The 25,090-nt window shown below is 55.1% G+C and carries 24 protein-coding genes; 15 read left to right on the top strand and 9 right to left on the bottom strand.

Going from position 1 to position 25,090, the window contains the following annotated elements:
* Window positions 1-42: 42 nt before the first annotated feature.
* The 3 genes from EDC90_RS02400 to EDC90_RS02390 are packed head-to-tail and all read right to left on the bottom strand — an operon-like array spanning window position 43 to window position 3,376.
* Window positions 43-1,026, bottom strand: a complete 984-nt coding sequence (locus EDC90_RS02400; RefSeq protein WP_132308166.1) for an ABC transporter permease subunit — start codon at window positions 1,024-1,026, stop codon at window positions 43-45.
* A 38-nt stretch (window positions 1,027-1,064) separates the two neighbouring features.
* Window positions 1,065-2,594: a sugar ABC transporter ATP-binding protein gene (locus EDC90_RS02395; RefSeq protein ID WP_132308164.1), complete on the bottom strand. Its 1,530-nt coding sequence runs from the start codon at window positions 2,592-2,594 to the stop codon at window positions 1,065-1,067.
* Complete coding sequence (locus EDC90_RS02390) at window positions 2,591-3,376, bottom strand: DeoR/GlpR family DNA-binding transcription regulator (protein ID WP_132308162.1); 786 nt, start codon at window positions 3,374-3,376, stop codon at window positions 2,591-2,593. Before EDC90_RS02390 ends, EDC90_RS02395 begins: the two co-directional genes overlap by 4 nt.
* 479 nt (window positions 3,377-3,855) lie before the next feature.
* Between EDC90_RS02390 and osmF the strand changes: the two genes are divergently transcribed.
* From osmF to EDC90_RS02370, 4 genes are all read left to right on the top strand, one after another.
* Entirely contained in the window at window positions 3,856-4,773 is a 918-nt protein-coding gene (gene osmF / locus EDC90_RS02385) for a glycine betaine ABC transporter substrate-binding protein OsmF (RefSeq protein WP_132308160.1), read from the top strand.
* A 183-nt stretch (window positions 4,774-4,956) separates the two neighbouring features.
* Window positions 4,957-6,159 (top strand): ABC transporter permease, encoded by a 1,203-nt coding sequence (locus tag EDC90_RS02380; RefSeq protein WP_132308158.1) that lies wholly within the window; start codon window positions 4,957-4,959, stop codon window positions 6,157-6,159.
* Window positions 6,156-7,094 (top strand): ABC transporter ATP-binding protein, encoded by a 939-nt coding sequence (locus tag EDC90_RS02375; RefSeq protein WP_132308156.1) that lies wholly within the window; start codon window positions 6,156-6,158, stop codon window positions 7,092-7,094. Before EDC90_RS02380 ends, EDC90_RS02375 begins: the two co-directional genes overlap by 4 nt.
* Window positions 7,091-7,840: an ABC transporter permease gene (locus EDC90_RS02370; RefSeq protein WP_132308154.1), complete on the top strand. Its 750-nt coding sequence runs from the start codon at window positions 7,091-7,093 to the stop codon at window positions 7,838-7,840. Before EDC90_RS02375 ends, EDC90_RS02370 begins: the two co-directional genes overlap by 4 nt.
* Before the next feature lie 13 nt (window positions 7,841-7,853).
* Here EDC90_RS02370 and EDC90_RS02365 read toward each other — a convergent pair whose 3' ends face one another.
* Genes EDC90_RS02365 through EDC90_RS02355 form a run of 3 tightly spaced genes read right to left on the bottom strand, consistent with a single transcriptional unit; the run spans window position 7,854 to window position 10,757 of the window.
* On the bottom strand, window positions 7,854-8,516 hold the full coding sequence (locus EDC90_RS02365) for an anaerobic ribonucleoside-triphosphate reductase activating protein (RefSeq protein WP_132308152.1): 663 nt from the start codon (window positions 8,514-8,516) through the stop codon (window positions 7,854-7,856).
* Complete coding sequence (nrdD, locus tag EDC90_RS02360; RefSeq protein ID WP_132308150.1) at window positions 8,488-8,691, bottom strand: anaerobic ribonucleoside-triphosphate reductase; 204 nt, start codon at window positions 8,689-8,691, stop codon at window positions 8,488-8,490. The genes EDC90_RS02365 and nrdD overlap by 29 nt, the downstream gene beginning before the upstream one ends.
* A gap of 23 nt (window positions 8,692-8,714) precedes the next feature.
* Window positions 8,715-10,757: a ribonucleoside triphosphate reductase gene (locus EDC90_RS02355; protein WP_132308148.1), complete on the bottom strand. Its 2,043-nt coding sequence runs from the start codon at window positions 10,755-10,757 to the stop codon at window positions 8,715-8,717.
* Between the two features lie 387 nt (window positions 10,758-11,144).
* Between EDC90_RS02355 and EDC90_RS02350 the strand changes: the two genes are divergently transcribed.
* The 7 genes from EDC90_RS02350 (at window position 11,145) to EDC90_RS02320 (ending at window position 16,364) form a co-directional block, all read left to right on the top strand.
* Window positions 11,145-11,888, top strand: coding sequence for a glycosyltransferase family 2 protein (locus EDC90_RS02350; protein WP_165972711.1), 744 nt, complete (start codon window positions 11,145-11,147; stop codon window positions 11,886-11,888).
* Window positions 11,888-12,517: a phosphodiesterase gene (locus EDC90_RS02345; RefSeq protein WP_132308146.1), complete on the top strand. Its 630-nt coding sequence runs from the start codon at window positions 11,888-11,890 to the stop codon at window positions 12,515-12,517. The genes EDC90_RS02350 and EDC90_RS02345 overlap by 1 nt, the downstream gene beginning before the upstream one ends.
* Window positions 12,514-13,164, top strand: a complete 651-nt coding sequence (locus tag EDC90_RS02340; RefSeq protein ID WP_132308144.1) for an HAD family hydrolase — start codon at window positions 12,514-12,516, stop codon at window positions 13,162-13,164. The genes EDC90_RS02345 and EDC90_RS02340 overlap by 4 nt, the downstream gene beginning before the upstream one ends.
* On the top strand, window positions 13,161-13,901 hold the full coding sequence (locus tag EDC90_RS02335; RefSeq protein WP_132308142.1) for a glycosyltransferase family 2 protein: 741 nt from the start codon (window positions 13,161-13,163) through the stop codon (window positions 13,899-13,901). Before EDC90_RS02340 ends, EDC90_RS02335 begins: the two co-directional genes overlap by 4 nt.
* A complete protein-coding gene (locus EDC90_RS02330; RefSeq protein WP_245510895.1) occupies window positions 13,889-14,221 on the top strand; it encodes a hypothetical protein in 333 nt (110 codons plus the stop codon). The genes EDC90_RS02335 and EDC90_RS02330 overlap by 13 nt, the downstream gene beginning before the upstream one ends.
* A gap of 147 nt (window positions 14,222-14,368) precedes the next feature.
* Window positions 14,369-15,361, top strand: coding sequence for a WavE lipopolysaccharide synthesis family protein (locus EDC90_RS02325; RefSeq protein ID WP_132308140.1), 993 nt, complete (start codon window positions 14,369-14,371; stop codon window positions 15,359-15,361).
* Window positions 15,362-15,587: 226 nt separating this feature from the next.
* Entirely contained in the window at window positions 15,588-16,364 is a 777-nt protein-coding gene (locus EDC90_RS02320) for an SDR family NAD(P)-dependent oxidoreductase (protein WP_132308138.1), read from the top strand.
* A 127-nt stretch (window positions 16,365-16,491) separates the two neighbouring features.
* Here EDC90_RS02320 and choV read toward each other — a convergent pair whose 3' ends face one another.
* The 3 genes from choV to choX form a co-directional block, all read right to left on the bottom strand.
* The gene (gene choV / locus EDC90_RS02315; RefSeq protein ID WP_132308136.1) at window positions 16,492-17,526 is read right to left on the bottom strand and encodes a choline ABC transporter ATP-binding protein; all 1,035 of its coding nucleotides are present in this window, start codon (window positions 17,524-17,526) and stop codon (window positions 16,492-16,494) included.
* Window positions 17,523-18,362, bottom strand: a complete 840-nt coding sequence (gene choW, locus EDC90_RS02310; RefSeq protein WP_132308134.1) for a choline ABC transporter permease subunit — start codon at window positions 18,360-18,362, stop codon at window positions 17,523-17,525. Before choW ends, choV begins: the two co-directional genes overlap by 4 nt.
* A gap of 186 nt (window positions 18,363-18,548) precedes the next feature.
* Window positions 18,549-19,487 carry a choline ABC transporter substrate-binding protein gene (gene choX / locus EDC90_RS02305; protein WP_132308132.1) on the bottom strand — a complete coding sequence of 313 codons (939 nt, stop codon included), beginning with the start codon at window positions 19,485-19,487 and terminating at the stop codon, window positions 18,549-18,551.
* 159 nt (window positions 19,488-19,646) lie between these two features.
* On the opposite strand from choX, the gene betI reads away from it, so the two are divergent.
* From betI to betA, 4 genes are read left to right on the top strand one after another with little or no spacing between them, the layout of a single operon-like run.
* Window positions 19,647-20,237, top strand: coding sequence for a transcriptional regulator BetI (gene betI / locus EDC90_RS02300; RefSeq protein WP_132308130.1), 591 nt, complete (start codon window positions 19,647-19,649; stop codon window positions 20,235-20,237).
* Window positions 20,234-21,751: a choline-sulfatase gene (gene betC / locus EDC90_RS02295; protein WP_132308128.1), complete on the top strand. Its 1,518-nt coding sequence runs from the start codon at window positions 20,234-20,236 to the stop codon at window positions 21,749-21,751. The genes betI and betC overlap by 4 nt, the downstream gene beginning before the upstream one ends.
* 3 nt (window positions 21,752-21,754) lie before the next feature.
* The gene (gene betB, locus EDC90_RS02290; protein ID WP_132308126.1) at window positions 21,755-23,218 is read left to right on the top strand and encodes a betaine-aldehyde dehydrogenase; all 1,464 of its coding nucleotides are present in this window, start codon (window positions 21,755-21,757) and stop codon (window positions 23,216-23,218) included.
* Between the two features lie 17 nt (window positions 23,219-23,235).
* Window positions 23,236-24,897, top strand: coding sequence for a choline dehydrogenase (betA, locus tag EDC90_RS02285; protein WP_132308325.1), 1,662 nt, complete (start codon window positions 23,236-23,238; stop codon window positions 24,895-24,897).
* Window positions 24,898-25,090: the final 193 nt, after the last annotated feature.

Raw genomic sequence — 25,090 nt, 5'->3', positions numbered from 1 at the left:
GCGTTTTGCGTCTCTAGTGGATTACCTTGAATTGCAGGTTTGTCAGGTCGAGCCGCTGCTTCTGCCGCGGAAGCGGTCAAGCGTCACAGCTGCGATAATGACAAGACCCTTGATGATGAACTGCCAGATATCCGACGTACCTGTCAGAATGAGGCCGTTCGAAAGGACAGCGATAATCAGCGCACCGATCAGCGTGCCCCAGATTGACCCGACGCCGCCAACGAAACTGGTCCCACCCAGAATAACGGCAGCAATCGCGTCGAGTTCGTATGATTGTCCAAGCTGCAAGCCATTGGCGGCATAAAGCCGCGCTGCCGACATCACACCGCCCAATCCGGCCATTAGACCGGATAAACCGTAAACAAACAGCAGCACTACCGGCACTTTAATGCCGGTAAGCCGTGCGGCTTCCTGGTTGCCGCCGACAGCATAAATCCAGGTGCCGAGCACCGTTCGGCGCAGAATAAACCAGGAAACAAGAATGACCGATAAGGCAATGATCGCCAGGATAGGAATACCGAAAACAGAGCCGTTTCCGATTACCGCAAAGGGTAATTCTGCGTTGAAGACCGTCGTGTCATCGCCCATGAGTCTCGCCACACCGCGCACGGCTGTCAGCGAGCCTAACGTTACAATAAATGGCGGAAGCTGCAGAAAGGCGACCAGTGCACCGTTCGCCAGCCCGAAAGCCAGCCCCAGTGCCAGCCCGCCGGGAATGCCAAGCCAGCCGAGTTCAGGCATCAGCGAGAAAATAACCGCTGCCATGGCTGACGCAGCCAGAATAGATCCCACGGAAAGGTCGATACCCCCGGTCAGGATAACAAATGTCATGCCTGCCGCCAGAACGATGTTGATCGATGCCTGCTGCATCACAATGGAAAGGTTGTTGACGCCCAGAAACTTTCCCGTCAGCAACTGAAATCCGATCGCCAGCAGAATCAGAACCGGCAACATGCCGAGTGTCTTGACCAGGTTACCAAACTGCTGGGATTTGCGTGATTGCGCTCTGTTCGACGCCTCACTCATGTGTTTGTTCCTCCTTCGCCTGTTCCCGTGGCGGTGTTTCAGGCGGCCGACCGGGTTCCGGTTGAAAGCCGCATAATTGCTTCCTGATCGATGGGTTGTCCGGGACCGGATGTGACTTCTCCGGCAATTGCGCCTTCGCGCATCACGAGCGCACGATCGGCAACGTTGATGATTTCCGGCAATTCACTGGAGATCATCACCACTGCCATGCCCTGACGGGCCATCATATCGATCAGACGATAGATTTCGGATTTTGCGCCGACATCGACGCCACGCGTGGGTTCATCAAGAATGATCACCTTCGGACTGACCTCCAGAAGGCGGCCCAGAAGCACTTTCTGCTGGTTGCCCCCGGAAAGCGAGCCGACATTGACGAAGGGTGACTGCGTACGGATGGAAAGCCTTTCGACCTCGTTTTCCGCGCGTTCCCGCGCTGTTTGGAAATTGCGGATTCCTGCGGTGCCGCTGTCGCCCGCCATGACGCAGATGTTGATGTTGTCGGCAATCGTCATATCCAGAAACAGTCCCAGTTTCTTCCGGTCTTCTGTCAGATAAACAATGCCCTTCTTAAGCGCGACACTCGGGCTTTGCGGCGTTACGTCCTTTCCATTGAGAAAAACCTTGCCGCTGGTTGCTTTGTCTGCACCGTAGATCAGGCGTGCGAGTTCGGTGCGGCCAGAACCCACCAGCCCTGAAACCCCCAGAACTTCGCCTTTTCGTACAGTGAACGAGCAGTTCTTCACCTTGTGGCCATCGCTCATGTTCTGCACTTCGAGCACAATGTCCTCATCATCATGCTCGACATGCTCCTTTTTGTAGAATGAGGACAGCTCGCGGCCGACCATCATGGAGATGAGGCGGTCGGCGTTCAGTTCTTCGCGCTGAAGCGTGCCGATATAGCTGCCGTCGCGCAGAACCGAACACCGATCGGCGAGGCGGTAGATTTCCTCCATTCGGTGGCTGATGTAGATAATGGCAATGTTTTCGGCTTTCAGGCCAGCAATCACGTCGAAAAGCCGATCGGTCTCCCGACTCGTCAGAGATGTTGTCGGCTCGTCCATGACGATGATCCGCGCGTTGGCGGACAGCGCGCGGGCAATCTCAACAAGCTGTCGCTCACCGAGCGAAAGATCGCTTACGGGTGTCGACGGCTTGAAGTCGACGCCGAGACGGTCGAGGATCGGCTGGGTTGCCGTGCGCATCTGTCCGCGGTTGACGATGCCGTGGCTGGCCCGCTCGTTGCCGAGGAAAATATTCTCAGCAACGGTCAGATTTGGTGCCAGAGAAAGCTCCTGATAAATAACAGCGACGCCCATCGACTTGGCTGCCTTGGGCTTTCCGTGCGGAACGGTCTCGCCGCCAACTTTGATTGAGCCACCCCGATCCGGCGTATAGGCACCGGACAGGATCTTCATAAGGGTGGATTTGCCGGCACCATTTTCCCCCATCAGGGCATGCACTTCTCCGCCATAGGCGGTGATTGCGACCCCTGAGAGTGCCTTCATCGGCCCGAAGGTTTTTGAAATCCCCTGCATTTCCAGAACAGGTTCAGCTTTGGCACTGCTCATGGCGTGGCATCTCCCTTTTGTTCGGCGATGATGTATTGAATCCCTTCCTCTTCAAGCATCCGGGCATTGGCATCGCTGAGGCCGTCATCGGTCACCAGTCTGCGGATCTGGGTAAATGGAAGAGAAAGTGTGGAGGGCCTCTCGGAAAACTTCCGGCTGTCGACCAGTACGATGGTTTCGTTGGCATAAGCTGCCATCTCGCGTGTCAGCTGAACCAGCAGCGGATTGCTTTCCAGAAGCCCTTCACGATTGATGCCGAGTGCTCCGGCGAAAAACTGAGAGGCGTAGAAGGCACGCTCATCTGAAAACCGGTCATAGATGATGCCGGGTTCACGATGAAGGTCGCCACCGCCCATGGTCAGCTGACACTGGCCAAACTCTGCCAGGTAGGCGGCCAGCGGCATGGAATGCGTGAAAATGCGCAGGTTGCGGTTTGCGACAGCAACACCGAAATGAAAGCAGGTGGAGCCGCCATGAACGATGATTGCCGTTCCGTCACGTACAAGGCCAGCTGCGGAACGCGCAATGGCGCGCTTGGCATCGACGGCAATGTCTCGATTTTCCATGAATGGAAGTGGAACAGCGCGGCGTGCCGCATGCAGGCGCTCTGAAGCAATACCACCGTGCACACGCTGACCAAAACCGGCCTTTTCCAGCTTGTCTATGTCACGGCGAATCGTGGCGGCGGACACGCCGGTCTCATCCGTCAGCTCTGTGACGGACAGAAACGGACGTTCTGCCAGCAAAGAAATAATTTTTTCATGTCTGTATAATTCGGCCACTCCGTCCTCCCAGCGGAATTGCACGTACTATTTTGCATATGATTGATCGTTCATGCAAGTTTGAAAACCGAAATGGCTTATATCTGCGATATAACGATCATATGATGATCGGAAATGATCAATTTCTTTCAATCCCTTTCATATCTATCGTCTTGGTCCTGATTTCATGAAGCGGGTTTACAAACATTGAACGAGCGATGTCAGGCGCACCTTCAGAAAAAAACACCTTTGCTATCGCCAGACGTATTTCGTGCCCTATCTGACTGATTTTACTGAAATGCGCCGATAAGGGTTGAAGCTGAAGCCGGATCGGACAAAGTTAGATATCAGACACTGGACTTCTGACTATTCGCGGAAGCCTGTGACATGTTTGCACGCGCACCGCCTGATGATCCGGACTGAGTGAACAGTCTTCAGGGCGAACAGGAAACGGCTCTTTGAGGATATGAGAGAGAGCTGGCAAGAGAGGGACAAGTTCCATGAACCGAATTTTCAAACTGACAGGCGCTCTGGCGATCGCCGCCTTTGCCGCAGCTTCGACCGCTGTTGCGGCGCCCGTCGTCGTTTCATCGAAGATCGATACCGAGGGTGGTGTGCTTGGCAACATCATCCTTCAGGCACTGAAAGCCAACGATATTCCGACTGAAAACAAGATCCAGCTCGGTGGAACACCGATCGTGCGTCAGGCGATAACGCAAGGACAGATCGACATCTATCCGGAATATACCGGCAATGCCGCCTTCTTCTTCAACAAGACGGACCTTCCCGTCTGGAATAAGCCTGAAGCGGGGTATGAGGAAGCCAAGAAGCTCGACTATGATGCCAACAAGATTGTCTGGCTCACCCCGGCCGATGCCAACAACACCTGGGCCATCGCCGTGCGCAAGGACGTTGCCGATCCGGAAAATCTCTCGACGATGAGTGATTTCGGCGCTTATGTTGCCGATGGCGGCACGATCAAGTTGGCAGCCTCTTCGGAGTTTGTGACCTCTCCGGCAGCACTTCCCGCTTTTGAAAAGGCTTATGGTTTCGACCTTTCGTCCGGTCAGCTGATCCAGCTTTCCGGCGGTGATACGGCGGCCACCATTGCGGCGGCGGCCAAAAAGACGTCCGGCGCAAATGCTGCAATGGTTTATGGTACTGATGGTGGTATTGCGCCTTCCGGTCTGAAGGTGATGACAGACGACAAGGGCGTTCAGCCGGTTTATCTGCCGACACCGATCATCCGCGAAGTGCGGCTGGAAGAATATCCCGAGATCGCCGACATTCTCGAACCGATCTTTGAAGGCCTGACGCTTGAAACGCTTCAGAACCTCAATGGCCGCGTTCAGGTGGGTGGTGAGCCTGCCGATGCGGTGGCGAAGGACTATCTCATGAAGAATGGTTTTTTGAAATAAGAGGCGGGCAATCTCCGCGATCCCCCGGATATTTATTATCTACCATCCGGGGGTCTTCAAGTGCGCGGAACTTGAGACAGGAGAGCGTGCTGCTTACACTTTACAAGCAAGGCATGGCGCTTGTGACGCCGCCATGCACCCCTCGACCAGAGCCGAGCCCGACCGATAGCCAAAAGGCACGCCATGTCAGCGATCAGTGCTTCAACAACAGCGCAAAAGAGCCTCACGGCCTTCGACAAACTCGGGATGATTCTTGCGCTGATTATTCTGGCAGGCCTGTTTCTTCAGCCTTTCAGCCAGTTTGCTGCCAATCGGATCGTTGAGGCTACGCCGAAGATGATCTGGTCCGCCCTGCCCGGATGGCAGGGTGTGTGTCTGATGGCCACAATCATCGCTGCGATCGTGGTTATGGTCCTGCGTTCCCCTGTTAATCTGCGGCTTGGCGTCAGCGTTGCCATGATGGCTGTCCTGGCACTTATGGTCGGGCGTTCGGGCTATTTTCTGATGCCGGATGATAATCCTTATGCGCGTGTTTCAGCCGGTGGCGGCTTCTGGATCATGCTGTTCGGCTTTTCCATCGCCATGGCGGACGCCATTGTGCGCAAGCAGCTCGCACCGATGAAGCGTATGGCATTTCTGGCCATCGGTATGGCGGCAATCGGCCTCCTGCTTTGGTCCGGTGCCTGGGACCAACTTTCAATTCTGAAAGAATATGCCAACCGCTCCGATGCATTCTGGCGTGAGGGGCGCACGCATCTTCTTTTGACATTCGGTTCTGTTGGTGCCGCTACAGTGACGGGCATTCCAATCGGCATCTTGTGCTATCGTGTGCCGAAAGTGCGGGCAACAATCCTCAACATCCTGAACGTTTTACAGACGATCCCTTCCATTGCGATGTTCGGGTTGCTGATTGCGCCGCTTGCCTGGATCGGGCGAAATATCCCGGGGGCGGCCGAACTCGGCATTGCCGGTATTGGCTTTGCACCGGCGATTGTGGCGCTCTATGCCTATTCGCTTCTGCCTGTCGTTTCGAACACTGTTGCCGGGCTCGATAGCGTGCCGCCGGATGCGCGCGATGCTGCACGCGGGATGGGTATGACTGTCCGGCAGCTTCTGCTGCAGATTGAGCTGCCGCTGGCTTTCCCGGTTATCCTCACCGGTATTCGCATCGTCCTGGTGCAGAATATCGGCCTTGCCGTGATTGCCGGACTGATCGGCGGCGGGGGATATGGCACCTTCGTATTTCAGGGTATCGCACAAACGGCAACCGATCTTGTTCTTCTTGGAGCCATGCCGGTTGTCGGCATGGCGTTTGCCGCGGCCATCATTCTCGATGCGCTTGTTGAAATCAGCCAGACCCATGGCAAAAAAGGAGCGTCGGCATGATTGAGATTGATGCCATCTCCAAAATCTACGGCGATCAGAACGCCGTCGAAAATGTGTCACTGACAATTGAAAGCGGTGAACTGGCAGCTATTGTCGGCACGTCAGGTTCTGGCAAGACAACCCTGATGCGGATGATCAACCGCCTTGTGGAGCCAAGCGCGGGCACGATCCGCATTGACGGCCGCGACAATCGCGATCTGCCGGATTATGAACTAAGACGCGGTATCGGCTACGCCATTCAGGGACATGGCCTTTTTCCGCACCGGACTGTGGCGGAAAATATCGCGACGGTGCCAAAACTGCTTGGGTGGGATAAAAAGCGCAGGCATGATCGCGTGGATGAGTTGTTGAGCCTGTTTCATCTTGAGCCGGGGCAATATCGGGATCGTATGCCGTTTGAGCTTTCGGGGGGAGAACAGCAGCGGATCGGTGTTGCCCGGGCGCTGGCGGCTGAACCGCACCTTCTTCTGATGGATGAGCCTTTCGGTGCGCTTGATCCGATCATCCGGGCCAAGGCGCAGGAAGATCTGCTCGACATTCAGCGGCGCTTCTCTACCACGATTGTGCTTGTGACCCATGATATGGATGAAGCCATCATGCTGGGGCACAAAATCGCCGTGATGAGTGACGGCAAGCTTCTGCAATATGCCCCCCCTGCCGAAATCATCACCAATCCTGCCAGCGACTTCGTCAATGTGCTTCTTGGCACCGGTGACAAGGCTTTTCGTATGCTGTCGCTGGAAGCGTGTGAAAATCTGGTTGAACAAGGCGTAGCGGATGGAAATCCGGTTTCGTGTACGGCCAGCCTGAAAGATGCGCTGGCCGAAACGCTCTGGTCCGGTCGTGATGCAGTCCCGGTGGAGAAAGATGGTGTCGTCATCGGTCGGGTCACGCGTGAGGCGCTTATCCGGCATGCTGCGGAGCCGCGCTCATGAAAATTTCAGCAGCGATCAGGATTGGATTGCTGATACTGCTTGTGGCCTTTATTCTCTGGCCGCAGGCCTTCGCTCCGCTTTTCAGGCCCTTTGCACAGAACGGCGCGCCAGCGATCTACACGCAGACAAGCCTGCTTTCTCTGACATTGAGCCATCTGGCGATTGTCGCCGCAGCAACGGTTGCAGCCACGCTCTTTTCCGTCAGCCTCGCAATCCTTGTCACGCGTCCTTCGGGTAGCGAGTTTCTTCCGCTCTCACGGTCAATTGCCAATATCGGGCAGACCTTTCCGCCTGTCGCGGTTCTGGCTCTGGCAGTACCGGTGTTTGGCTTCGGACCAATCCCGACCCTGATCGCGCTGTTTCTTTATGGCCTTCTGCCGATCTTCGAAAACGCTCTGACCGGTCTCACAAATCTGCCGGGTAATGTCTCCGAAGCGGCGCGGGGTGCCGGTATGACCGAGGCGCAAAAGCTGGTTCAGGTTGAATTTCCCCTCGCCTTCCCCGTCATTCTTGCCGGCGTCAGACTGTCTGTTGTCATATCGCTGGCAACAGCCACTATCGGCTCCACGGTGGCTGCGAAAACGCTGGGCGAGGTCATTATTGCCGGGTTATTGTCCAACAACACGGCCTTCGTGCTTCAAGGCGGGCTGGTGGTGGGCGTTCTGGCGCTTTTGATCCATGATGCGTTTGTCATGCTGGAGCGTGCGGTGGCGCGCAAAACCGGCCGCCTTCAGCCGCAGGGCTGAGTGCAAAAGCCGCCTAACCAGTGTTGCGTTCTTTAAGAGCGGCATCCAGGCGTTGCCGGTCTACACCGGTTTCGCGAAAATTCTGAATGACCGGCGGCCCAGCCCCAAGCGCCGTCAGTTCATTTTTCAGAAGGCCCAGTTCCATTTCACTCATCAGATCCTGATGCACCGTTGTCCTGATTTCATGCGCAACACCGCTTGCAAGCACATGGCGCAGGCTGGCAAAGGCGCGTTTTCCGCTTTTTGGTGTGGCTGTCATCCGGTCATAGGCACCAAAGGGCGCCTTGAAGTCGAGACCGATCCAGTCGATCAGTGGCAGAACCGCATTCAGTTGCTCGGGATATGGTCCGGCAGAGTGAAGCCCAATCTGAAAGCCCATGCTGCGCACGGCCTCAATGGCCGGACGCAGGGCTTTTTGCAGTGTCGGCTCGCCGCCGGAAAAGACAACGCCATCCAGAAGCCCGCGACGGTTTTTGAGAAAATCGAGAATCTCGGAAAAATCGAAATCCGTTTCTGCATCGGCCTCGCAAAGCGCAGGGTTATGGCAATAGGGGCATCGCCATGGGCATCCCTGACAGAATACCGTGGCGACGATCTTGCCAGGCCAGTCGCATAGCGAGAACGGTTCGAAACCGCCAACCCTCAGGTCAGCGGCGCTGACCTGTTTCTGCGTCATTAGACGCCTCCTTGAAATAAAGACGCTCGGCAAACTCACCCTTCTTACCTCGGTTGAAAGACGAAACCGGACGGTGATAACCCATCACACGGGTCCAGATTTCGCAGGGCTGACGTTCTTCATCGGTAAGCGTGATCTGCGCATCAGCGGGCCGGGTTTTCTCAAGAACGGACATTTCGGTTCCTTTCGGGGACTATTCTAGCATTCGACACAGGATTGACGTTTGCGTTCGATCAGTTCCGCATCGCATTTCGGGCAGAACTGATGCTCACCCTCAATGTAGCCGTGTTTCGGGCAGATCGAGAATGTGGGCGTGACGGTGATGTAGGGCAGGCGGAAATTTTCCAGAGAGCGGCGCACGAGGTTTTTGCAGGCCTCACCGGACGAAAGCCGCGATCCCATATAAAGGTGCAAAACCGTGCCGCCGGTGTATTTCTTCTGCAAGGCCTCCTGCCGCGAAAGGGCTTCGAAGGGATCATCGGTGAAACCGGCGGGCAACTGGCTGGAATTGGTGTAATAGGCCTGTTCTTCCGTACCGGCCTGGATGATGCCGGGGAAACGCTTCTGGTCCTCACGCGCAAAACGGTGCGCCGTGCCTTCAGCGGGTGTGGCTTCCAGATTGTAGAGGTGACCGGTTTCTTCCTGATAGGAGACGATCTTTTCGCGCACATGGTCGAGCAGTCTCAGCGCCAGTGCATAGCCTTCCTCAGTGGTGATGTCCTCGCGGTTATCGGTGAAATTGCGGATCATTTCATTGATGCCGTTCACCCCAAGCGTGGAGAAGTGATTGCGCAGTGTACCGAGATAGCGCTTGGTATAGGGGAAAAGCCCCTCATCGATCAGACGCTGGATCACCTTGCGCTTGATTTCGAGGCTGTCGCGGCCAAGATCAAGCAACTCGTCAAGACGGGCCAGAAGACCGGCCTCATCGCCCTTGTGGGTAAAGCCGAGACGGGCGCAGTTGATGCTGACGACGCCGAGCGAACCGGTCTGCTCGGCCGAGCCGAACAGGCCGTTGCCGCGCTTCAGGAGTTCGGTCAGGTCGAGCTGCAGCCGGCAGCACATCGAGCGCACCATGTTGGGTGACAGCTCGGAGTTCAGGAAATTCTGGAAATAGGGCAGGCCGTATTTCGCCGTCATGTCGAACAGCCGCGTGGCGTTTTCGCTTTCCCAGGGGAAATCCGGCGTGATGTTGTAGGTCGGGATCGGGAAGGTGAACACCCGGCCCTTGGCATCGCCCTTGGTCATGATCTCCATATAGGCACGGTTGATCATGTCCATTTCGACCTGCAGCTCGCCATAGGCAAACGGCATTTCCTCACCGCCGATGATCGGGCGCTCGTCCTTCAGGTCGTCCGGGCAGACCCAGTCGAAGGTGAGGTTGGTAAACGGCGTCTGCGTGCCCCAGCGAGAGGGGACGTTCAGATTGTAGATCAGTTCCTGAATGGACTGTAGCACATCCTCATAGGAAAGGCCGTCCTTGCGGATGAAGGGGGCCATATAGGTGTCGAAGGAGGAAAACGCCTGGGCGCCGGCCCATTCATTCTGCAGCGTGCCAAGGAAATTGACGATCTGGCCGACGGCCGACGACATGTGTTTCGGCGGATCGGCCTCGACCTTGCCCGGCACGCCGTTCAGCCCTTCGGTCAGAAGCGTTCGAAGCGACCAGCCGGCGCAATAGCCCGACAGCATGTCGAGGTCGTGAATATGAAGATCACCGGCGCGGTGTGCCTCTCCGATGGCGCGGTCATAAACGTGGGAAAGCCAGTAATTGGCAACCACCTTTCCCGAAACATTGAGGATCAGCCCGCCAAGCGAATAGCCCTGATTGGCATTGGCGTTGACCCGCCAGTCGGAACGATCGAGATATTCATCGATTGAGGAAATGACATCGACGGCAACCTTGCCGGTTTCACGCAGCTTGGCGTGTTTTTCGCGATAGACGATATAGGCACGCGCGGTTTCGAAATAATCACCGGAAATGAGAACCTGTTCAACAACGTCCTGAATGCGTTCGATTTCGAGCGCCTCGCCGGATACTGAGTGGCGCAGCACTTTCATGACCTGTTCGGCCAGCCGATAGGCTTCCTGTGCGCTGAAAGCGCCTGTCGCTTCGCCAGCTTTGAGGATCGCGCGCTCAATTTTACCGGCGTCGAAAGGCTTTTTGTGGCCATCGCGTTTAACCACATAGCCCGGGTTTGACCCCTTCAGCAAAGATGCAGCAGCGTTCGTTTCAGTCATTGTCAGGCCCCCGAAATGGAATTCAGCCCGAAGTGAAACTATACCATATATAGTTCGTCATTGATCATAGTTATCAATATGTCGCGTTTTCAGGCTGTTTAAGCCATGCCTGATTCGGAGGCGATGCGCCTTGAAGTTTGTCAGAGTGCGTGATCATTCCTGTGTCATGCACAGGCTTTACGAAACGGAACCTTGCTTCCGCTTCTGATTCACGGGCAGAAGCAAGCTTCATTCGCGCCGGCTTTCTGACCTCACGAAAAGCAACAGAACGGCTAAAATATTTGTAGAAATATGGTCTGTTTGGGGGGGTATGTCTGAAACAAGATGTGCTAGTTTCTGATTGGATTGGGCGGTCAGAGCCTTGAAAGGACCGCTGAGAGAGGGATTGTGCTGAATATCGTAGTGCCAATGGCCGGTCGCGGGAGCCGGTTCGCAAATGCTGGCTACAAAGACCCGAAGCCGTTGATCCGTGTTCATGGAAAGCCCATGATCGAAGTCGTTGTTGACAATCTTCGGCCACAGACACCGCATCGCTTCATATTCATCTGTCAAAATCAGCATATAGCTGACTATGGGCTTGAACCGAAGCTTCGCGCTCTTGCGGAAAATGTCGAGATTGTCGGGATCGACGGCATTACCGAAGGACAGGCCTGCTCGGTTTTAGAGGCAGAGCATTTCATCGATAATGATGAACCTGTCATGACCGCCAATTCGGATCAGTATATTGATTTCGACATTAACGACTATCTCGATTTCATGGAAAAGGGTGGCTTTGACGGACTGGTTATGACCATGAAAGCCGATGATCCGAAATGGTCTTTTGTGCGCGAGGAAAATGGCAAAGTCGTCGAAACCGCCGAGAAGAGAGTCATATCCAACGATGCTGCGGTTGGTATTTTCAATTTCCGGCGCGGCCGGGATCTGGTCCGCGCCTCAAAGGCCATGATTGCTGACGATCTCCGGGTCAATGGTGAATTCTATATCTGTCCGGTCTACAACTATCTGATCCGCGATGGCCTTAAGGTCGGCCACTACGGTATTGGTGAGGAGTATAACGGCATGTATGGCCTCGGCATTCCTTCCGATCTCGATTTCTTTTTGTCCCACCCTGTCTCCGAAAAGGTGCGCTGATGGAAATCCTCTCGCATCGCGGCTTCTGGAAAACCGCAGATGAGAAGAACGGTATGGTGGCCTTTGCGCGCTCATTCGAACTCGGTATGGGAACCGAGACGGATTTGCGCGATCATAACGGTGATATCGTTATCGCGCATGATATGCCAACCGGTGAGGTCATCCTGTTTTCCGAAGTGCTGGAACTGATGGCGGGGCGTAATCTGACGCTGGCGCTCAACATCAAAGCCGACGGGCTGAGTGCGGCTGTGAAAGAGCTGTTGGCACACTATGGACACACGAATTATTTTGTTTTCGATATGTCGACGCCTGACCTTGTCCGTCAGGTCGCAGATGGACTGAAAGCCTTTACAGGCTTGAGTGATCTGCAGCCTCACCCACCGCTCCTTGAAAAATGCGAAGGTGTGTGGCTGGATTGCTTTCGGTCGGACTGGTATGGACCGGGAATAATTGATGGACTGATCGATCAGGGCAAACGCGTGTGCCTTGTTTCCGCCGACCTGCATCGGCGCAACTGTGATATGCAATGGCGTATCATAAAAATGACGAGAAGTTTCAGTAGTCGCGACCTTATGTTATGCACCGACGATCCGCTCGGTGCGCAAGCTTTTTTCGAGGATCGGCAATGACGATCAAGGCTGTCATCTTTGATATGGACGGTGTTCTGATTGATGCCAAGGACTGGCATTACGACGCCCTGAACCGGGCGTTGGGCCTGTTTGGTTTTACAATCGAACGTTATGAGCATGCGACAGCCTACGACGGCCTGCCAACGCGCACGAAGCTGAAGCGGCTTTCCGTTGAAAAGAAGTTGCCGGATTATCTCCATACTTTCATCAACGAGATGAAGCAGCGTTATACGATGGAAATCATCTATGAGCGTTGTCGCCCGCGTTTCGAGCATGAGTATGCGTTGTCGAGATTACGGATGGAAGGTTACAGGCTCGGGGTCGCCTCAAACTCAATGCGCGATACCGTGACCTTGATGATGGAAAAGGCAAGCCTCACTGCTTATCTCGATTTTATGCTGAGCAACCAGGATGTTAAGGCATCGAAGCCTGATCCGGAAATATATCTGACCGCTATAGAAAAGCTCGGCCTTAAGCCAACCGAGTGTCTCATTGTTGAAGACAACCAGAATGGCATCAAAGCTGCGCGCGCCGCCGGGGGGCATCTTCTCGTGGTCAAGGATGTTGATGAAGTTACCTATGACAATATCAAGCAGCGTATTGCCGAAATTGAAGGCGCAGTTAAGTCAGCGGGGTCGGCGGCATGAAAATCGTTGTGCTCATGGGCGGTGGAAACCTTGATATTAAAGGTGAGTTGTACCCGCTTTATCTTGCCGAATTCAACGAAGAGATCATTCTGGAGCGGCAGATTGCCGGCTTCAGCTCGCTGGTGCCCTCAAGTATGATTTTTTGCGTCCGGCAGGCCGATATACGTGACTTCAGTATTGATGATGTCATTCAGCAAAGTGCCGAGAATGCGACATGTGTTGAGGTTCCCGGCGCGACTGCGGGGTCGGTCTGCACGGCTTTGCTCGCGGCGGAACACATCGACACGGATGAGGAGATCGTTCTCGTGGCGGCTGATGAGTTGATCGACGCCGATTTTGGAGAGATCGTTCAGGGCTTTCGCGACAAGACGTGTGATGCCGGTGTTGTCGCATTTCGTTCTGTCCATCCGCGTTATTCTTTTGCACTGGTCTCAGAAGACGGGATGGTGCGTGAAGTGGCTGAAAAACGGCCGGTGAGCCGCCATGCACTGGCAAGTTTCTACTATTTCCGCCGTGGCCGTGATTTCGTGAGCTGTGCCCAGAGCGTGGTGCGTAAGGACCGCAAGATCAACAATGCTTTTTATCTCAGCCAGACCGTGAATGAGATGATCCTGCGTCAGAAGAAGGTGTGTATCGATTTCATTGAAAACGAGCAGTTTCATCCACTGAAGACCGAGATGCAGCTTGCTCAGTATATTTCACTTCTGCAGGAACAAAGAGAGGCATGGCTGCATTGAAAACAGCACATCTGGATAGCATGGTGAAAGGCTGGTTCATCGGTGATTTTGAGCCAAGTCTCTGCCGCACGGAAGATGTGGAAGTGGCGGTGAAGCGTTACAATCGCGGCGATCGCGAGGCCCGTCATTTTCATAAGATCGCGACTGAGTACACTGTGATCATATCCGGGCGTGTGCGAATGAATGGCGTTGAATATGGCGAAGGCGATATCGTTGTGATGGAGCCGGGCGAGGCAACCGATTTTGAGTGTCTTGAGGATGGGACTGTAAACGCTGTTGTTAAGAAGCCGGGCGCAAAAAATGATAAGTATGAGGCTTGAAGTATATTAAAATTATCTGATTAAACGTGTATAAACATACCATTCAGTGTAAGCGAATATCGTGTATTAAAATTAGGTCAGACTAAAAGAATTCTCTTTTTCATAACTTTAAGTCTGGATGATTGTTTCTAGAGTGTAGGCATCGGGATGGAAGCCAAGGATATCACATTTCTGCTGCAGGGCGCGGTCGATAAAAAGATTGTCCGTGAGATACTCGCAGATCTGCGCAGGCATTTTGATGGCGCACGGGTTATCCTGTCGACGTGGCACGGCATGGATACCGAAGGTCTTGATTGTGATGAAGTTGTCCGGTCTGACGATCCCGGCTTCTTTTATTATTCGGACAGGCCCGGCGATAAAATGAACAATGTGAACCGGCAAATAGTCGGCACGTGCGCCGGTCTGGAACGTGTTGAAACGCCTTACTGCTTTCGTATGCGCACGGATTTCAGACTGGATGGAAACCGGTTCTTGCAGTATTTCGGTGCCTTTCCGCATGCAGAAGATCAGTATCGCTTCTTTTCAGAGAAGCTTCTGGCGGCCAGCTATTTCTCACGCAATCCGCGTTCGCGCACGCGGTTCCCGTTCCATCCGTCAGACCTTGCGTTCTTCGGCCGAACCGATGATATCCGTCTCCTCTTTAATGTCCCGCTGATGCCGGAAGAGGAAGCATGCTGGGACCGGGACAATAAGCGCTACAACCGGTATACGCCGGAGCAATATATTTTCATCAATGCGCTCAGGCAGGCCGGACGCAGTGTTCCTTGTGCGTATTTCAATGATGACAATGAACGTGCAATTGCAGAGACCGAGCGCTATTTCGCGTCGAATTTCGTATTCCTGACCTTTGAACAGTTTAATCTTGTCCCGTCAAAACCGACCTTCTTTATGAAGGTGCATCCGAATTCCTTCATGACGTGCTACACGCATAACGAGTGGCTCGGGCTTTACAAGAAGCATGTGGACGCCAGCATCCGCGTTCCGGATCACGATCCGGAGCGCGAACGCATCGAGGTGTTTTATAAGCCCTACAGGCTCTGTCGGCTTGTTGGGAACATCATTTCATTTCCGTTTCGCAGCAAAATGCGGCGGCGCGCAATCCGGTGCGGTGTGCTGGAATTCTTTCTGATGCCGCGCTGATACGCTTTCTTCCTCTGTCGCTTTGAAACAAGTAAGCTGGCCCGGGCGTTTTTTAATGACGTTCATGAGCTTCGCCTCATGGCAGTCTTTGACGGGGATACAGTCCAGCAGAGCCTGCCCAGACACCTCTTTTTTTAACCGGTGCGTTCGCGAGGCTGGCAGGTGGCTGTCCAGATGGCCATATGTCTTCAAAGCTTTCGAAAACGAATTTTAAAGGAGACAGTGTATGAAAATCGATTTGAGTAACAAAACAGCTCTGGTCACCGGCTCCACGATGGGAATCGGCTTTGCAGCAGCAAAGCAGCTGGCTGAAGCCGGAGCAAATGTCATTGTAAACGGGCGCAAGGACGAAGCGACCGAAAAAGCGGCAGTGGCCATTGGTGAAAAGGCGCGCGGTATAGCTGCCGATCTGGGAACGGCTGAGGGCTGCGAAAAGTTGCTGGAACAAGCTGGTGAGGTGGACATACTCGTCAACAATGCCGGAATCTTTGTGCCATCGGATTTTTTTGAAACTGGTGATGATGCCTGGGAGCATCATTGGCAAGTCAATGTCATGAGTGCGGTTCGCCTTTCGCGCGCGCTGGCGCCCAAAATGGTTGAGAAAGGGTGGGGCCGTATCGTGATGCTCGGCTCGGAATCTTCCTTCAATATCCCACAGGACATGGTGCATTATGGCGTGACGAAGTCTGCAGATGTCTCTCTGGCGCGCGGCCTCGCCAAGCGGCTTGCAGGCACCGGCGTCACTGTCAATTCTGTTTTGCCGGGGCCGACGCTGTCTGATGGTTTCCGTGAGATGATCTCGGATGAAGTTAAGAAGTCGGGCCGGCCGGAGGAAGAGGTGGCCGCTGAATTCGTGATGGCTGAGCGGCCGACGTCGATCATCCAGCGCGCGGCTACGGTTGAAGAGGTTGCCAATCTCATTGTCTATACGTGTTCGCCGCAGGCTTCGGCGACATCGGGCGCGTCTTTGCGTGTTGACGGTGGGATTATCGACACGCTTTGAGGCCTTTTTGTCATGTGACCGGATAGCATGGCTTACAGCATCGGCCTGAAAATCGGAATCGATTTTCGGGCCGATGCGTAGATTCAATAGGTTAGAGCGCCGTGCATCCGAATGGATGCACGGCGCTCTAGATCAGGCTTGTTTCCGGGTTAAGCGCCGTGACCACATCCTGTGGCCGGACGCTTCCGGCAGCCGCGCCGTCTCTTGCTGTCACGCGCATGATCGTCCCCTGCCCCAAAGCCTCCATCATGTCGGAAAGCTTTGTATCAAGGCCCACGGTGGGGGCGTCAGCGGGGGCCTCGGTTTCGCTCATCACATCTGCCGCGCGTAACACGCCAAGCGGGTTCACGTGGGCCACGAAATCCGCGACATAAGCATCTGCCGGTTTGCGTACGATCTGCGAAGGCGTGCCGCACTGAACGATCCGTCCGCCTTCCATGATGGCAATCCGGTCCCCGATCTTGAACGCCTCATCAAGGTCGTGGCTGACAAAGATGATTGTGCGCTTCAGATTGTGCTGAAGCTCAAGCAATTCATCCTGAAGCCGGTTGCGGATTAGTGGATCAAGCGCGGAAAACGGCTCGTCCATCAGAAGGATCGGGGCTTCGGTGGCGAAGGCGCGGGCAAGGCCGACGCGCTGCTGCATGCCGCCGGACAGTTCGCCGACCAGCTGATCGCCCCAGTCCTGAAGGCCGACAAGCTCAAGCTGCGCCTTTGCGCGATCGGTGCGTTCTTTCTGGCTGAGGCCGGCAAATTCCAGCCCGAGCGCTACATTATCAAGCACATTGCGCCATGGCAGAAGGCCGAATTGCTGAAACACCATGGAAACGCGGTTCAGGCGGATCTGACGCAGTGTCTTGTTATCGGCAGTGGTCACATCCGTCATCTGCGTTCCGTCGTTCACCAGAACACGGCCGCGGCAGACCGGATTTAGCTGATTGACGGCTCTCAAAAGTGTTGATTTGCCGGATCCGGACAAGCCCATCAACACGAGAAGCTCGCCTTCGGCAACGGTGAGAGAACAATTATGGACGCCCAGAACCTGTCCGGTTTCGTCCTGCACTTCAGCGCGGTCTTTACCCGCATCCATCAGCGGCAGTGCGGTTTCGGGTTTGTCTCCGAAAACGATGTTCACATCGTCAAAAACAACAGCATCGGTCATCCGTTCTGCCTCCTGATCTTCAATACACGGTCAAGAATGATGGCGACGACAACAATAACGAAGCCGCTTTCAAAGCCGAGCGCAGGGTTGACCTGATTGAGAGCACGAACCACGGGAACACCAAGGCCATCGGCGCCGACAAGGGCGGCAACCACAACCATGGACAGCGACAGCATGATGGTCTGATTGAGGCCTGCCATGATCTGCGGCAGCGCATGGTGAAGCTCAACCTTGGTCAGCTTTTGCCATGGCGTGCCGCCAAAGGCGTCTGCGGCCTCCAGAAGCGGCTGCGGAACCGATGAAATGCCGAGATAGGTCAGGCGGATCGGCGCTGGCACCACGAAAATCACGGTGGCCAGAAGACCCGGCACCATGCCGATGCCGAAGAAGACAATGGCCGGGATCAGGTATACGAAGGGCGGCAGCGTCTGCATCAGGTCGAGAATGGGCTGAAGCACCTGATAAAGACGAGGCCGGTGGGCTGTGAGAATCCCGATTGGAACGCCAACCACCATGCAGATCATGCAGGATGAAATCACCAGAGCGAGGCTCTCGGTGGTCTCTTCGAAATAGCCCTGATTGATGATGAAAAGAAAGCCGAAGAACACGAAAAGCGTGATTTTCCAGTTGCGCTGCAGCCACCAGGCAACAGCGGTAATCACAAGTGTCAGCACAATGGGACCGGGCGCCTGCATGATCCAGAGCAGCTTGTCGATGAGCCAGCTCATCACATCGGCGAGGCCATCAAAAAACCAGCCGCCGTGAAGTTGCAGCCAGTCGAAGATATCCTGCGCCCATGCGCCAAGTGGGATTTTATATTCAGTCAGCCAGTCCAAGGCAAACTCCTCTCAGATACATTCCGGCGGAAGCAGGTTCAGGTTCCGGCCTGGCGAAACCTTGTCGTAGCTGGTGACAGCACGCGCCAGCACCGCACATTTCAAAGCATATAGCGGTTATATCGCCGGTCATTTTCGCAGAAGAAGAAAACCCGGAAAAGAAAATCTCTTCCGGGTCTCAGTAGCTTAAAGACCAAGAGAGGCCTTGACTGCCGGCAGGCCAGGTTCACCGGATGTGGTTGTGACACCATCAAGCCAGCCGTTCAGAACGTCCGGATTTTTCTCAAGCCATGCTGCCGTTGCATCGGCTTCATTTTCACCGTCACTCAGGATCGCGCCCATGATCTCGTTTTCCATCGGCAGCGAGAACTTCAGGTTTTCAAGCAGCTTGCCGACATTGGGGCATTCCTCTGTGAAGCCCTTACGCGTGACTGTCCGCACGATTCCTTCACCGCCGAAAAAGTCTTCACCGCCGGTCAGATATTTCAGGTCGTAGCTTGCGTTCATCGGATGCGGTTCCCAGCCGAGGAAGACAATCGGTTCATCTTTGCGGTATTTGCGGCCAACCATGGCCAGCATGCCCTGTTCCGAGCTTTCGACGACCTCGAAATCCTTCAGTCCGTGCTTGTTTTCCTCGATCAGCGAAACGAGGTAGGCATTGCCTTCATTACCCGGCTCAATGCCATAGATCTTGTGGTCCAGCTCATCGCCGAACTTGGCGATATCGCCATAGGTCTTCAGGCCTTTTTCGTAGGTATAAGTCGGAACGGCAAGCGTATATTTGGTGCCTTCGAGATTGGTGGCGACCACGTCGATCTCGCCATCTTCAATGTAGGATGTGATGGCCGAGGTCTGTGCAGGCATCCAGTTGCCGAGAAAAACGTCGACATCGTCGCTTTTCAGCGAAGCGAAGGTCACCGGAACGGAAAGAACCTTCACATCAACATCGTAGCCAAGGCCTTCAAGGAGGTGCTTGGCGGTCGCGGTTGTGGTGGTGATGTCGGTCCAGCCGACGTCGGAAAAGCTGACGCTGTCGCAAGCTGTTTCCTGAGCCTTAGCAACGCCAGCGGAAAGAGCCGTCGCGGCGGCAACCGCAGCAAAGGTGACACGGAAGTGATGGGGCATGTTGGCATGTCCTTTCAGGTGTGTTTGCTGGTAATCTTTTTTGATTGATCGATCAATCAATATAACATATGCTAAGTTCTGTAAACGGCGAAGCGCATCTGGCTGCATATTTCTTCGCCACGCCATCAAATTGAGCAGTTTTTCAGCGGGTTTTTGTCGATGCCGAAAGTCGGAATGGAGACCATCCGCCGCGACGCACTTGTGCGCGCTGCAATTGCAGAAGTCGGTCAGGTTGGAATGACAGACGTAACGGTCGCTAAGATCGCCCGTCGTGCCGGCGTTTCTGCGGCTCTGGCACATCACTATTTCGGCTCCAAGGATCAGATCCTGTTTGCTGCCATGCGCCGTATCCTCGAAGAGTTCGGCCGCTCCGTCAAGGAGCGGTATCATGCTACGTCAACACCGGAAGACCGTCTGAAAGTGATCATCGAGGCGAGTTTTGGTCCGGATCAGTTTGACCCGGCTGTGATCGCTGCATGGCTGGCCTTTTATGTGCAGGCCCAGCGCGGCGGTACGGCCAGCCGCCTTCTGTCGATTTACGAAAGTCGCCTGCATTCCAATCTTGTTTTTGCCTTGAAGCAGCTGGTTTCGCCGGCGGCGGCGGAACGCATTGCCACAGGCATTGGTGCAATGATTGACGGCTTTTATCTGCGCGCAGCGTTGAAGGATTTTTCCGCCAATCGCTTAAGCGCCATTTCCATGACGATGGAATATCTCGATCTCATACTGGCAAAGGAGAAAGCACAGTGAGCAAACGGCCGAACATTCTCGTTCTGATGGTCGATCAGCTTAATGGCACCCTGTTTCCCGACGGGCCTGCCGATTTTCTGCATACGCCGAACCTTAGAAAACTTGCCGCCCGCTCCACCCGGTTCAAGAATACCTATACCGGATCGCCGCTGTGCGCGCCGGGTCGGGCGAGCTTCATGAGCGGGCAATTGCCGCGCCGCACCCGCGTTTACGACAATGCCGCCGAGTTTTCCTCCGATATCCCCACCTACGCGCATCATCTGCGGCGTGCGGGCTACCAGACAACACTGTCCGGCAAGATGCATTTTGTCGGCCCTGACCAGCTGCATGGTTTTGAGGAACGTTTGACGACCGACGTCTATCCGGCTGATTTCGGCTGGACGCCGGACTATCGCAAGCCCGGCGAGCGGATTGACTGGTGGTACCACAATATGGGCTCTGTCACCGGCGCGGGGGTTGGTGAGATCTCCAATCAGCTCGAATTCGATGATGAAGTGGCCTACGAAGCGACCCGTAAGATTTATGATCTGGGCCGCCGTCAGGATGACCGGCCATTCATGCTGACAGTGTCATTCACCCATCCGCATGATCCATATGTGGCGCGGAAGAAGTACTGGGATCTTTACGAGGATTGTGCGCAACTGGAACCCGAAATTCCTGCCTTCAGTTATGAAGAGCAGGACAATCACTCCAAGCGCATCTTTGATGCGAATGACTGGCGCAGCTTCGAAATTACGCAGCAGAACATCCGCGATTCCCGCCGGGCCTATTTTGCCAATATTTCCTATCTCGATGACAAGATCGGTGAAATTCTTGAAGCGCTGGATAGTGTTGGGCTGAGCGATGATACGATCATCCTGTTCCTGTCCGATCACGGGGATATGCTGGGCGAGCGCGGCCTCTGGTTCAAGATGAGCCTGTTTGAAGGCTCTGCCCGTGTGCCGCTGATGGTCGCCGCACCGGCTATGAAACCGGGACTTGTTGAAACCCCGGTTTCCACGCTGGATGTGAACCCGACGCTGGCCGAACTGGCGGGGGTCGATATTTCCGAAATCGCGCCATGGACTGATGGTGAAAGCCTTCTGCCGATTGCTGAAGGGGAAAGCCGGAAAATGCCGGTCCGCATCGAATATGCCGCTGAAGCATCGGAAGCGCCGCTGGTTTCCGTCCGTGAAGACCGCTTCAAATATAACCATTGCGAGCTGGATCCGCCGCAGCTTTTCGATCTGGAAACCGATCCGCATGAACTGAACAATCTGGCTGAAGACCCTGCGCACGTTGAAACGGCCAAGGCCTTCGCTGAAAAGGTGAATACGCTTTGGGATATGAGTGGCTTCGATGCCGAGGTCCGGCAAAGCCAGGCCCGGCGGCTGCTCGTTTATGAGGCACTTCGCAATGGCAATTATTACCCCTGGGATTTCCAGCCGCTGAAGAAGGCCTCCGAGCGCTACATGCGCAATCACATGGACTTGAATATCGTGGAAGCCAGCCAGCGCTGGCCGCGTGGAGACTGACACATGAAAGCACAGCCGACCGCCAGCCATTTCATCAATGGCGAATATGTTGAAGATACTGCAGGCAAGGTGATCGAATGCGTTTATGCCGCTGATGGTAGTGTAATCGCCCGGCTTCACGGGGCGACGCCTGCCATCATCGATCGGGCCTTCACAGCGGCGCTTGAGGCTCAGAAAGTATGGGCTTCGTGGTTGCCGGTGGAGCGTGCAAGGGTTTTGCGTCGCGCGGCCGATATCATCCGCGAACGCAACGAAGATTTGTCAGAGCTGGAAACACTGGATACCGGCAAGGCCATTCAGGAAACGCTGGTGGCGGATGCAACCTCCGGCGCCGATGCGCTTGAGTGGTTTTCGGCGCAGGCCCACAGCCTGTCCGGAGAAAGTGTGCCGCTGGGGACTGATTTTGCCTATACGGTGCGCGAGCCGCTTGGCGTCTGTGTCGGCATTGGTGCCTGGAACTATCCGACCCAGATTGCCTGCTGGAAGGCGGCTCCGGCACTGGCCTGCGGCAATGCCATGATCTTCAAACCCTCCGAGCTGACGCCGCTTTGCGCATTGAAGCTGGCCGAGATCTTCATCGAGGCAGGCGCTCCGAAGGGGCTTTTCAATGTGGTTCAGGGCTATGGCGATGTCGGTGCTGCACTATCCACCCATAAGGACTGCGCCAAGGTCTCGCTCACCGGTTCTGTGCCGACGGGTGGCAAGGTCTATGCCTCGGCTGCTGCGGGGATGCGTCATGTGACCATGGAGCTTGGCGGAAAATCGCCGATGATTGTCTTTGACGATGCCGATCTGGAAGATGCAATCGGCGGCGCGATGCTCGGGAATTTTTATTCCACCGGACAGATTTGCTCCAATGGCACGCGGGTTTTCGTTCAGCGCGGTCTTTATGGCCGTTTTCTGCAGCGTCTGGCGGAGCGAACAGCGACCATTCGCATCGGTGATCCGCTTGACCCGGAAACCCATCTTGGTCCGCTTGTTTCTAAAGCACAGCGGGAAAAAGTTTTGTCCTATATCGATAAGGGAAAGGCAGAAGGCGCGCGTCTGGTGCTTGGCGGCGACGTTCCCTCCGGTACGCTTTTCGACAAGGGTTTCTATGTCACGCCAACTGTTTTCGCTGATGTCACCGACGACATGACGATTGCGCGCGAGGAGATCTTCGGTCCGGTGATGGCGGTCCTGCCCTTTGATGATGAAGACGAAGTGGTCTCACGCGCCAATGCCACGCCGTTCGGCCTGGCTGCGGGTGTCTTTACGCAGGATATCACGCGCGCGCACCGGGTTGCGGCCAGCCTTCAGGCCGGAATCTGCTGGATCAACACCTACAATCTCACGCCTGTGGAAATACCCTTCGGTGGCGTCAAGCAATCGGGACTTGGCAGGGAAAATGGCAAGGCCGCTATGGCGTTCTATTCGCAGCTGAAAACCATCCATGTTGCGCTTGGCAAGGTCGATAGCCCGTATTGAGAAATGAAAATAAGATGATGGAAGCAGATTTTGTGATTGTCGGCTCCGGTTCAGCGGGTTCGGCCATGGCCGCCCGCCTGTCGGAGGATGGAAAGCATTCGGTTCTGGTGCTGGAATTTGGTGGAAGCGATGCCGGACCGTTTATTCAGATGCCTGGTGCTTTGTCTTATCCGATGAATATGCCGATTTACGACTGGGGCTTTCAGTCTGAACCTGAGCCACATCTCGGCAATCGAAGGCTGGCTACACCGCGCGGCAAGGTGCTCGGTGGTTCTTCCTCCATCAACGGCATGGTCTATGTGCGCGGTCATGCGCGTGACTACGATCACTGGGCGGAAAGCGGAGCGACCGGTTGGTCCTATGCCGATGTCCTGCCCTATTTCAAGCGTATGGAACACTGGCATGACAGCGGCCATGGCGGCGACCCGGACTGGCGCGGGAAGGGTGGACCGCTGCATGTGACCCGTGGCAAGCGGGATAACCCGCTGTTTCATGCTTTCGTGGAGGCGGGCAAACAGGCCGGTTTTGAGCCGACAGCAGACTATAACGGTGAGAAGCAGGAAGGGTTCGGACCGATGGAGCAGACCGTCTGGAAAGGGCGGCGCTGGTCTGCGGCCAATGCCTATCTGAAACCGGCGCTGAAGAGGCAGAACCTCGATCTTGTGCGTTGCATGGCGCAGAGGGTTATTATTGAAGATGGCCGTGCAACCGGCGTTGAGATTGTCCGTGGTGGTAAAACCGAGGTGGTGAAGGCACGGCGCGAGGTTATTCTGGCGGCTTCATCCATCAACACGCCGAAACTCCTGATGTTGTCGGGCATTGGTCCGGCAACAGAGCTGAGAGAGCATGGCATTGAAGTCGTTGCCGACCGGCCCGGCGTGGGTAAAAACCTGCAGGATCACCTGGAGGTCTATATTCAGCAGGCGAGCATCAAGCCGATCACGCTGTACAAGTACTGGAACCTCTTCGGCAAAGCCTATGTCGGTGCGCAGTGGCTGTTCACCAAAACGGGCGTTGGTGCTTCGAACCAGTTTGAGAGCGCGGCCTTCCTGCGCTCAGCACCGGGTGTCGATTATCCGGATATCCAGTATCATTTCCTGCCCATTGCCGTGCGCTATGATGGCAAGGCAGCGGCAGAGGGCCATGGGTTTCAGGCTCATGTCGGGCCGATGCGTTCGCCGTCACGCGGAGAAGTGACGCTCAGGAGTGCTGATCCCAATGAAGCGCCAAAGATCGTGTTCAACTATATGAGCCACGAAAAGGACTGGGCCGACTTCCGCCATTGTGTTCGGCTGACGCGCGAAATTTTCAGCCAGAAGGCGTTTGACCCATATCGGGGCAAGGAGATTCAGCCCGGAGACGACGTTCAGAGTGACGCGGCAATCGACGATTTTATTCGTGAACATGCCGAAAGTGCCTATCATCCCTGTGGTACCGCGAAGATGGGCCGCGCCAGCGATCCGATGGCAGTTGTCGACCCTGAATGCCGGGTGATTGGCGTCGGGGGTTTAAGGGTCGCCGACAGCTCGATTTTCCCGCGCATCACCAATGGTAACCTCAACGGCCCGTCAATTCTGGTGGGTGAAAAGGCCAGTGATCATATCCTCGGTCGTCAGCCGCTGGCGCCGGAAAATGCCGAGCCATGGATCAATCCACGCTGGGAAACCTCGGACCGGTAGCCGCTGGCAACGGTGCGCGGCTACCGGTTTTCATAAAAACACTGATGCTTTTCTGTTTCGCTCCAACCTTTTGAATCTACGCATCGTGCTTTCCAAAATCGATTCCGAGTTTCGGGCCGATGCTGTAAACCCCGGCCAAAGGCCGGGGTGAAGGTGGTTCTGGTAACAGCTTCCCCTTCTCCGTCATGCCGGG

It is taken from the genome of Martelella mediterranea, assembly GCF_004342225.1.
In the GTDB taxonomy this organism is placed as follows: Bacteria; Pseudomonadota; Alphaproteobacteria; order Rhizobiales; family Rhizobiaceae; genus Martelella; species Martelella mediterranea_B.
The sequence above is the reverse complement of the archived record's forward strand: the minus strand, read 5'-3'. Positions and strand labels throughout refer to the sequence as shown.

What these genes read in the sequence shown, in the direction of transcription:
- EDC90_RS02370 (WP_132308154.1), top strand. Translation starts at nt 7,091, where the DNA reads ATGAAAATTTCAGCAGCGATCAGGATTGGATTGCTGATACTGCTTGTG.
- betA (WP_132308325.1), top strand. Translation starts at nt 23,236, where the DNA reads ATGGAAGCAGATTTTGTGATTGTCGGCTCCGGTTCAGCGGGTTCGGCC.
- EDC90_RS02345 (WP_132308146.1), top strand. Translation starts at nt 11,888, where the DNA reads ATGGAAATCCTCTCGCATCGCGGCTTCTGGAAAACCGCAGATGAGAAG.
- EDC90_RS02395 (WP_132308164.1), bottom strand. Translation starts at nt 2,594, where the DNA reads ATGAGCAGTGCCAAAGCTGAACCTGTTCTGGAAATGCAGGGGATTTCA.
- EDC90_RS02330 (WP_245510895.1), top strand. Translation starts at nt 13,889, where the DNA reads ATGGCTGCATTGAAAACAGCACATCTGGATAGCATGGTGAAAGGCTGG.
- choX (WP_132308132.1), bottom strand. Translation starts at nt 19,487, where the DNA reads ATGCCCCATCACTTCCGTGTCACCTTTGCTGCGGTTGCCGCCGCGACG.
- EDC90_RS02365 (WP_132308152.1), bottom strand. Translation starts at nt 8,516, where the DNA reads ATGACGCAGAAACAGGTCAGCGCCGCTGACCTGAGGGTTGGCGGTTTC.
- EDC90_RS02320 (WP_132308138.1), top strand. Translation starts at nt 15,588, where the DNA reads ATGAAAATCGATTTGAGTAACAAAACAGCTCTGGTCACCGGCTCCACG.
- EDC90_RS02400 (WP_132308166.1), bottom strand. Translation starts at nt 1,026, where the DNA reads ATGAGTGAGGCGTCGAACAGAGCGCAATCACGCAAATCCCAGCAGTTT.
- EDC90_RS02375 (WP_132308156.1), top strand. Translation starts at nt 6,156, where the DNA reads ATGATTGAGATTGATGCCATCTCCAAAATCTACGGCGATCAGAACGCC.
- EDC90_RS02335 (WP_132308142.1), top strand. Translation starts at nt 13,161, where the DNA reads ATGAAAATCGTTGTGCTCATGGGCGGTGGAAACCTTGATATTAAAGGT.
- osmF (WP_132308160.1), top strand. Translation starts at nt 3,856, where the DNA reads ATGAACCGAATTTTCAAACTGACAGGCGCTCTGGCGATCGCCGCCTTT.
- nrdD (WP_132308150.1), bottom strand. Translation starts at nt 8,691, where the DNA reads ATGTCCGTTCTTGAGAAAACCCGGCCCGCTGATGCGCAGATCACGCTT.
- choV (WP_132308136.1), bottom strand. Translation starts at nt 17,526, where the DNA reads ATGACCGATGCTGTTGTTTTTGACGATGTGAACATCGTTTTCGGAGAC.
- betI (WP_132308130.1), top strand. Translation starts at nt 19,647, where the DNA reads ATGCCGAAAGTCGGAATGGAGACCATCCGCCGCGACGCACTTGTGCGC.
- betB (WP_132308126.1), top strand. Translation starts at nt 21,755, where the DNA reads ATGAAAGCACAGCCGACCGCCAGCCATTTCATCAATGGCGAATATGTT.
- EDC90_RS02325 (WP_132308140.1), top strand. Translation starts at nt 14,369, where the DNA reads ATGGAAGCCAAGGATATCACATTTCTGCTGCAGGGCGCGGTCGATAAA.
- EDC90_RS02355 (WP_132308148.1), bottom strand. Translation starts at nt 10,757, where the DNA reads ATGACTGAAACGAACGCTGCTGCATCTTTGCTGAAGGGGTCAAACCCG.
- EDC90_RS02380 (WP_132308158.1), top strand. Translation starts at nt 4,957, where the DNA reads ATGTCAGCGATCAGTGCTTCAACAACAGCGCAAAAGAGCCTCACGGCC.
- EDC90_RS02340 (WP_132308144.1), top strand. Translation starts at nt 12,514, where the DNA reads ATGACGATCAAGGCTGTCATCTTTGATATGGACGGTGTTCTGATTGAT.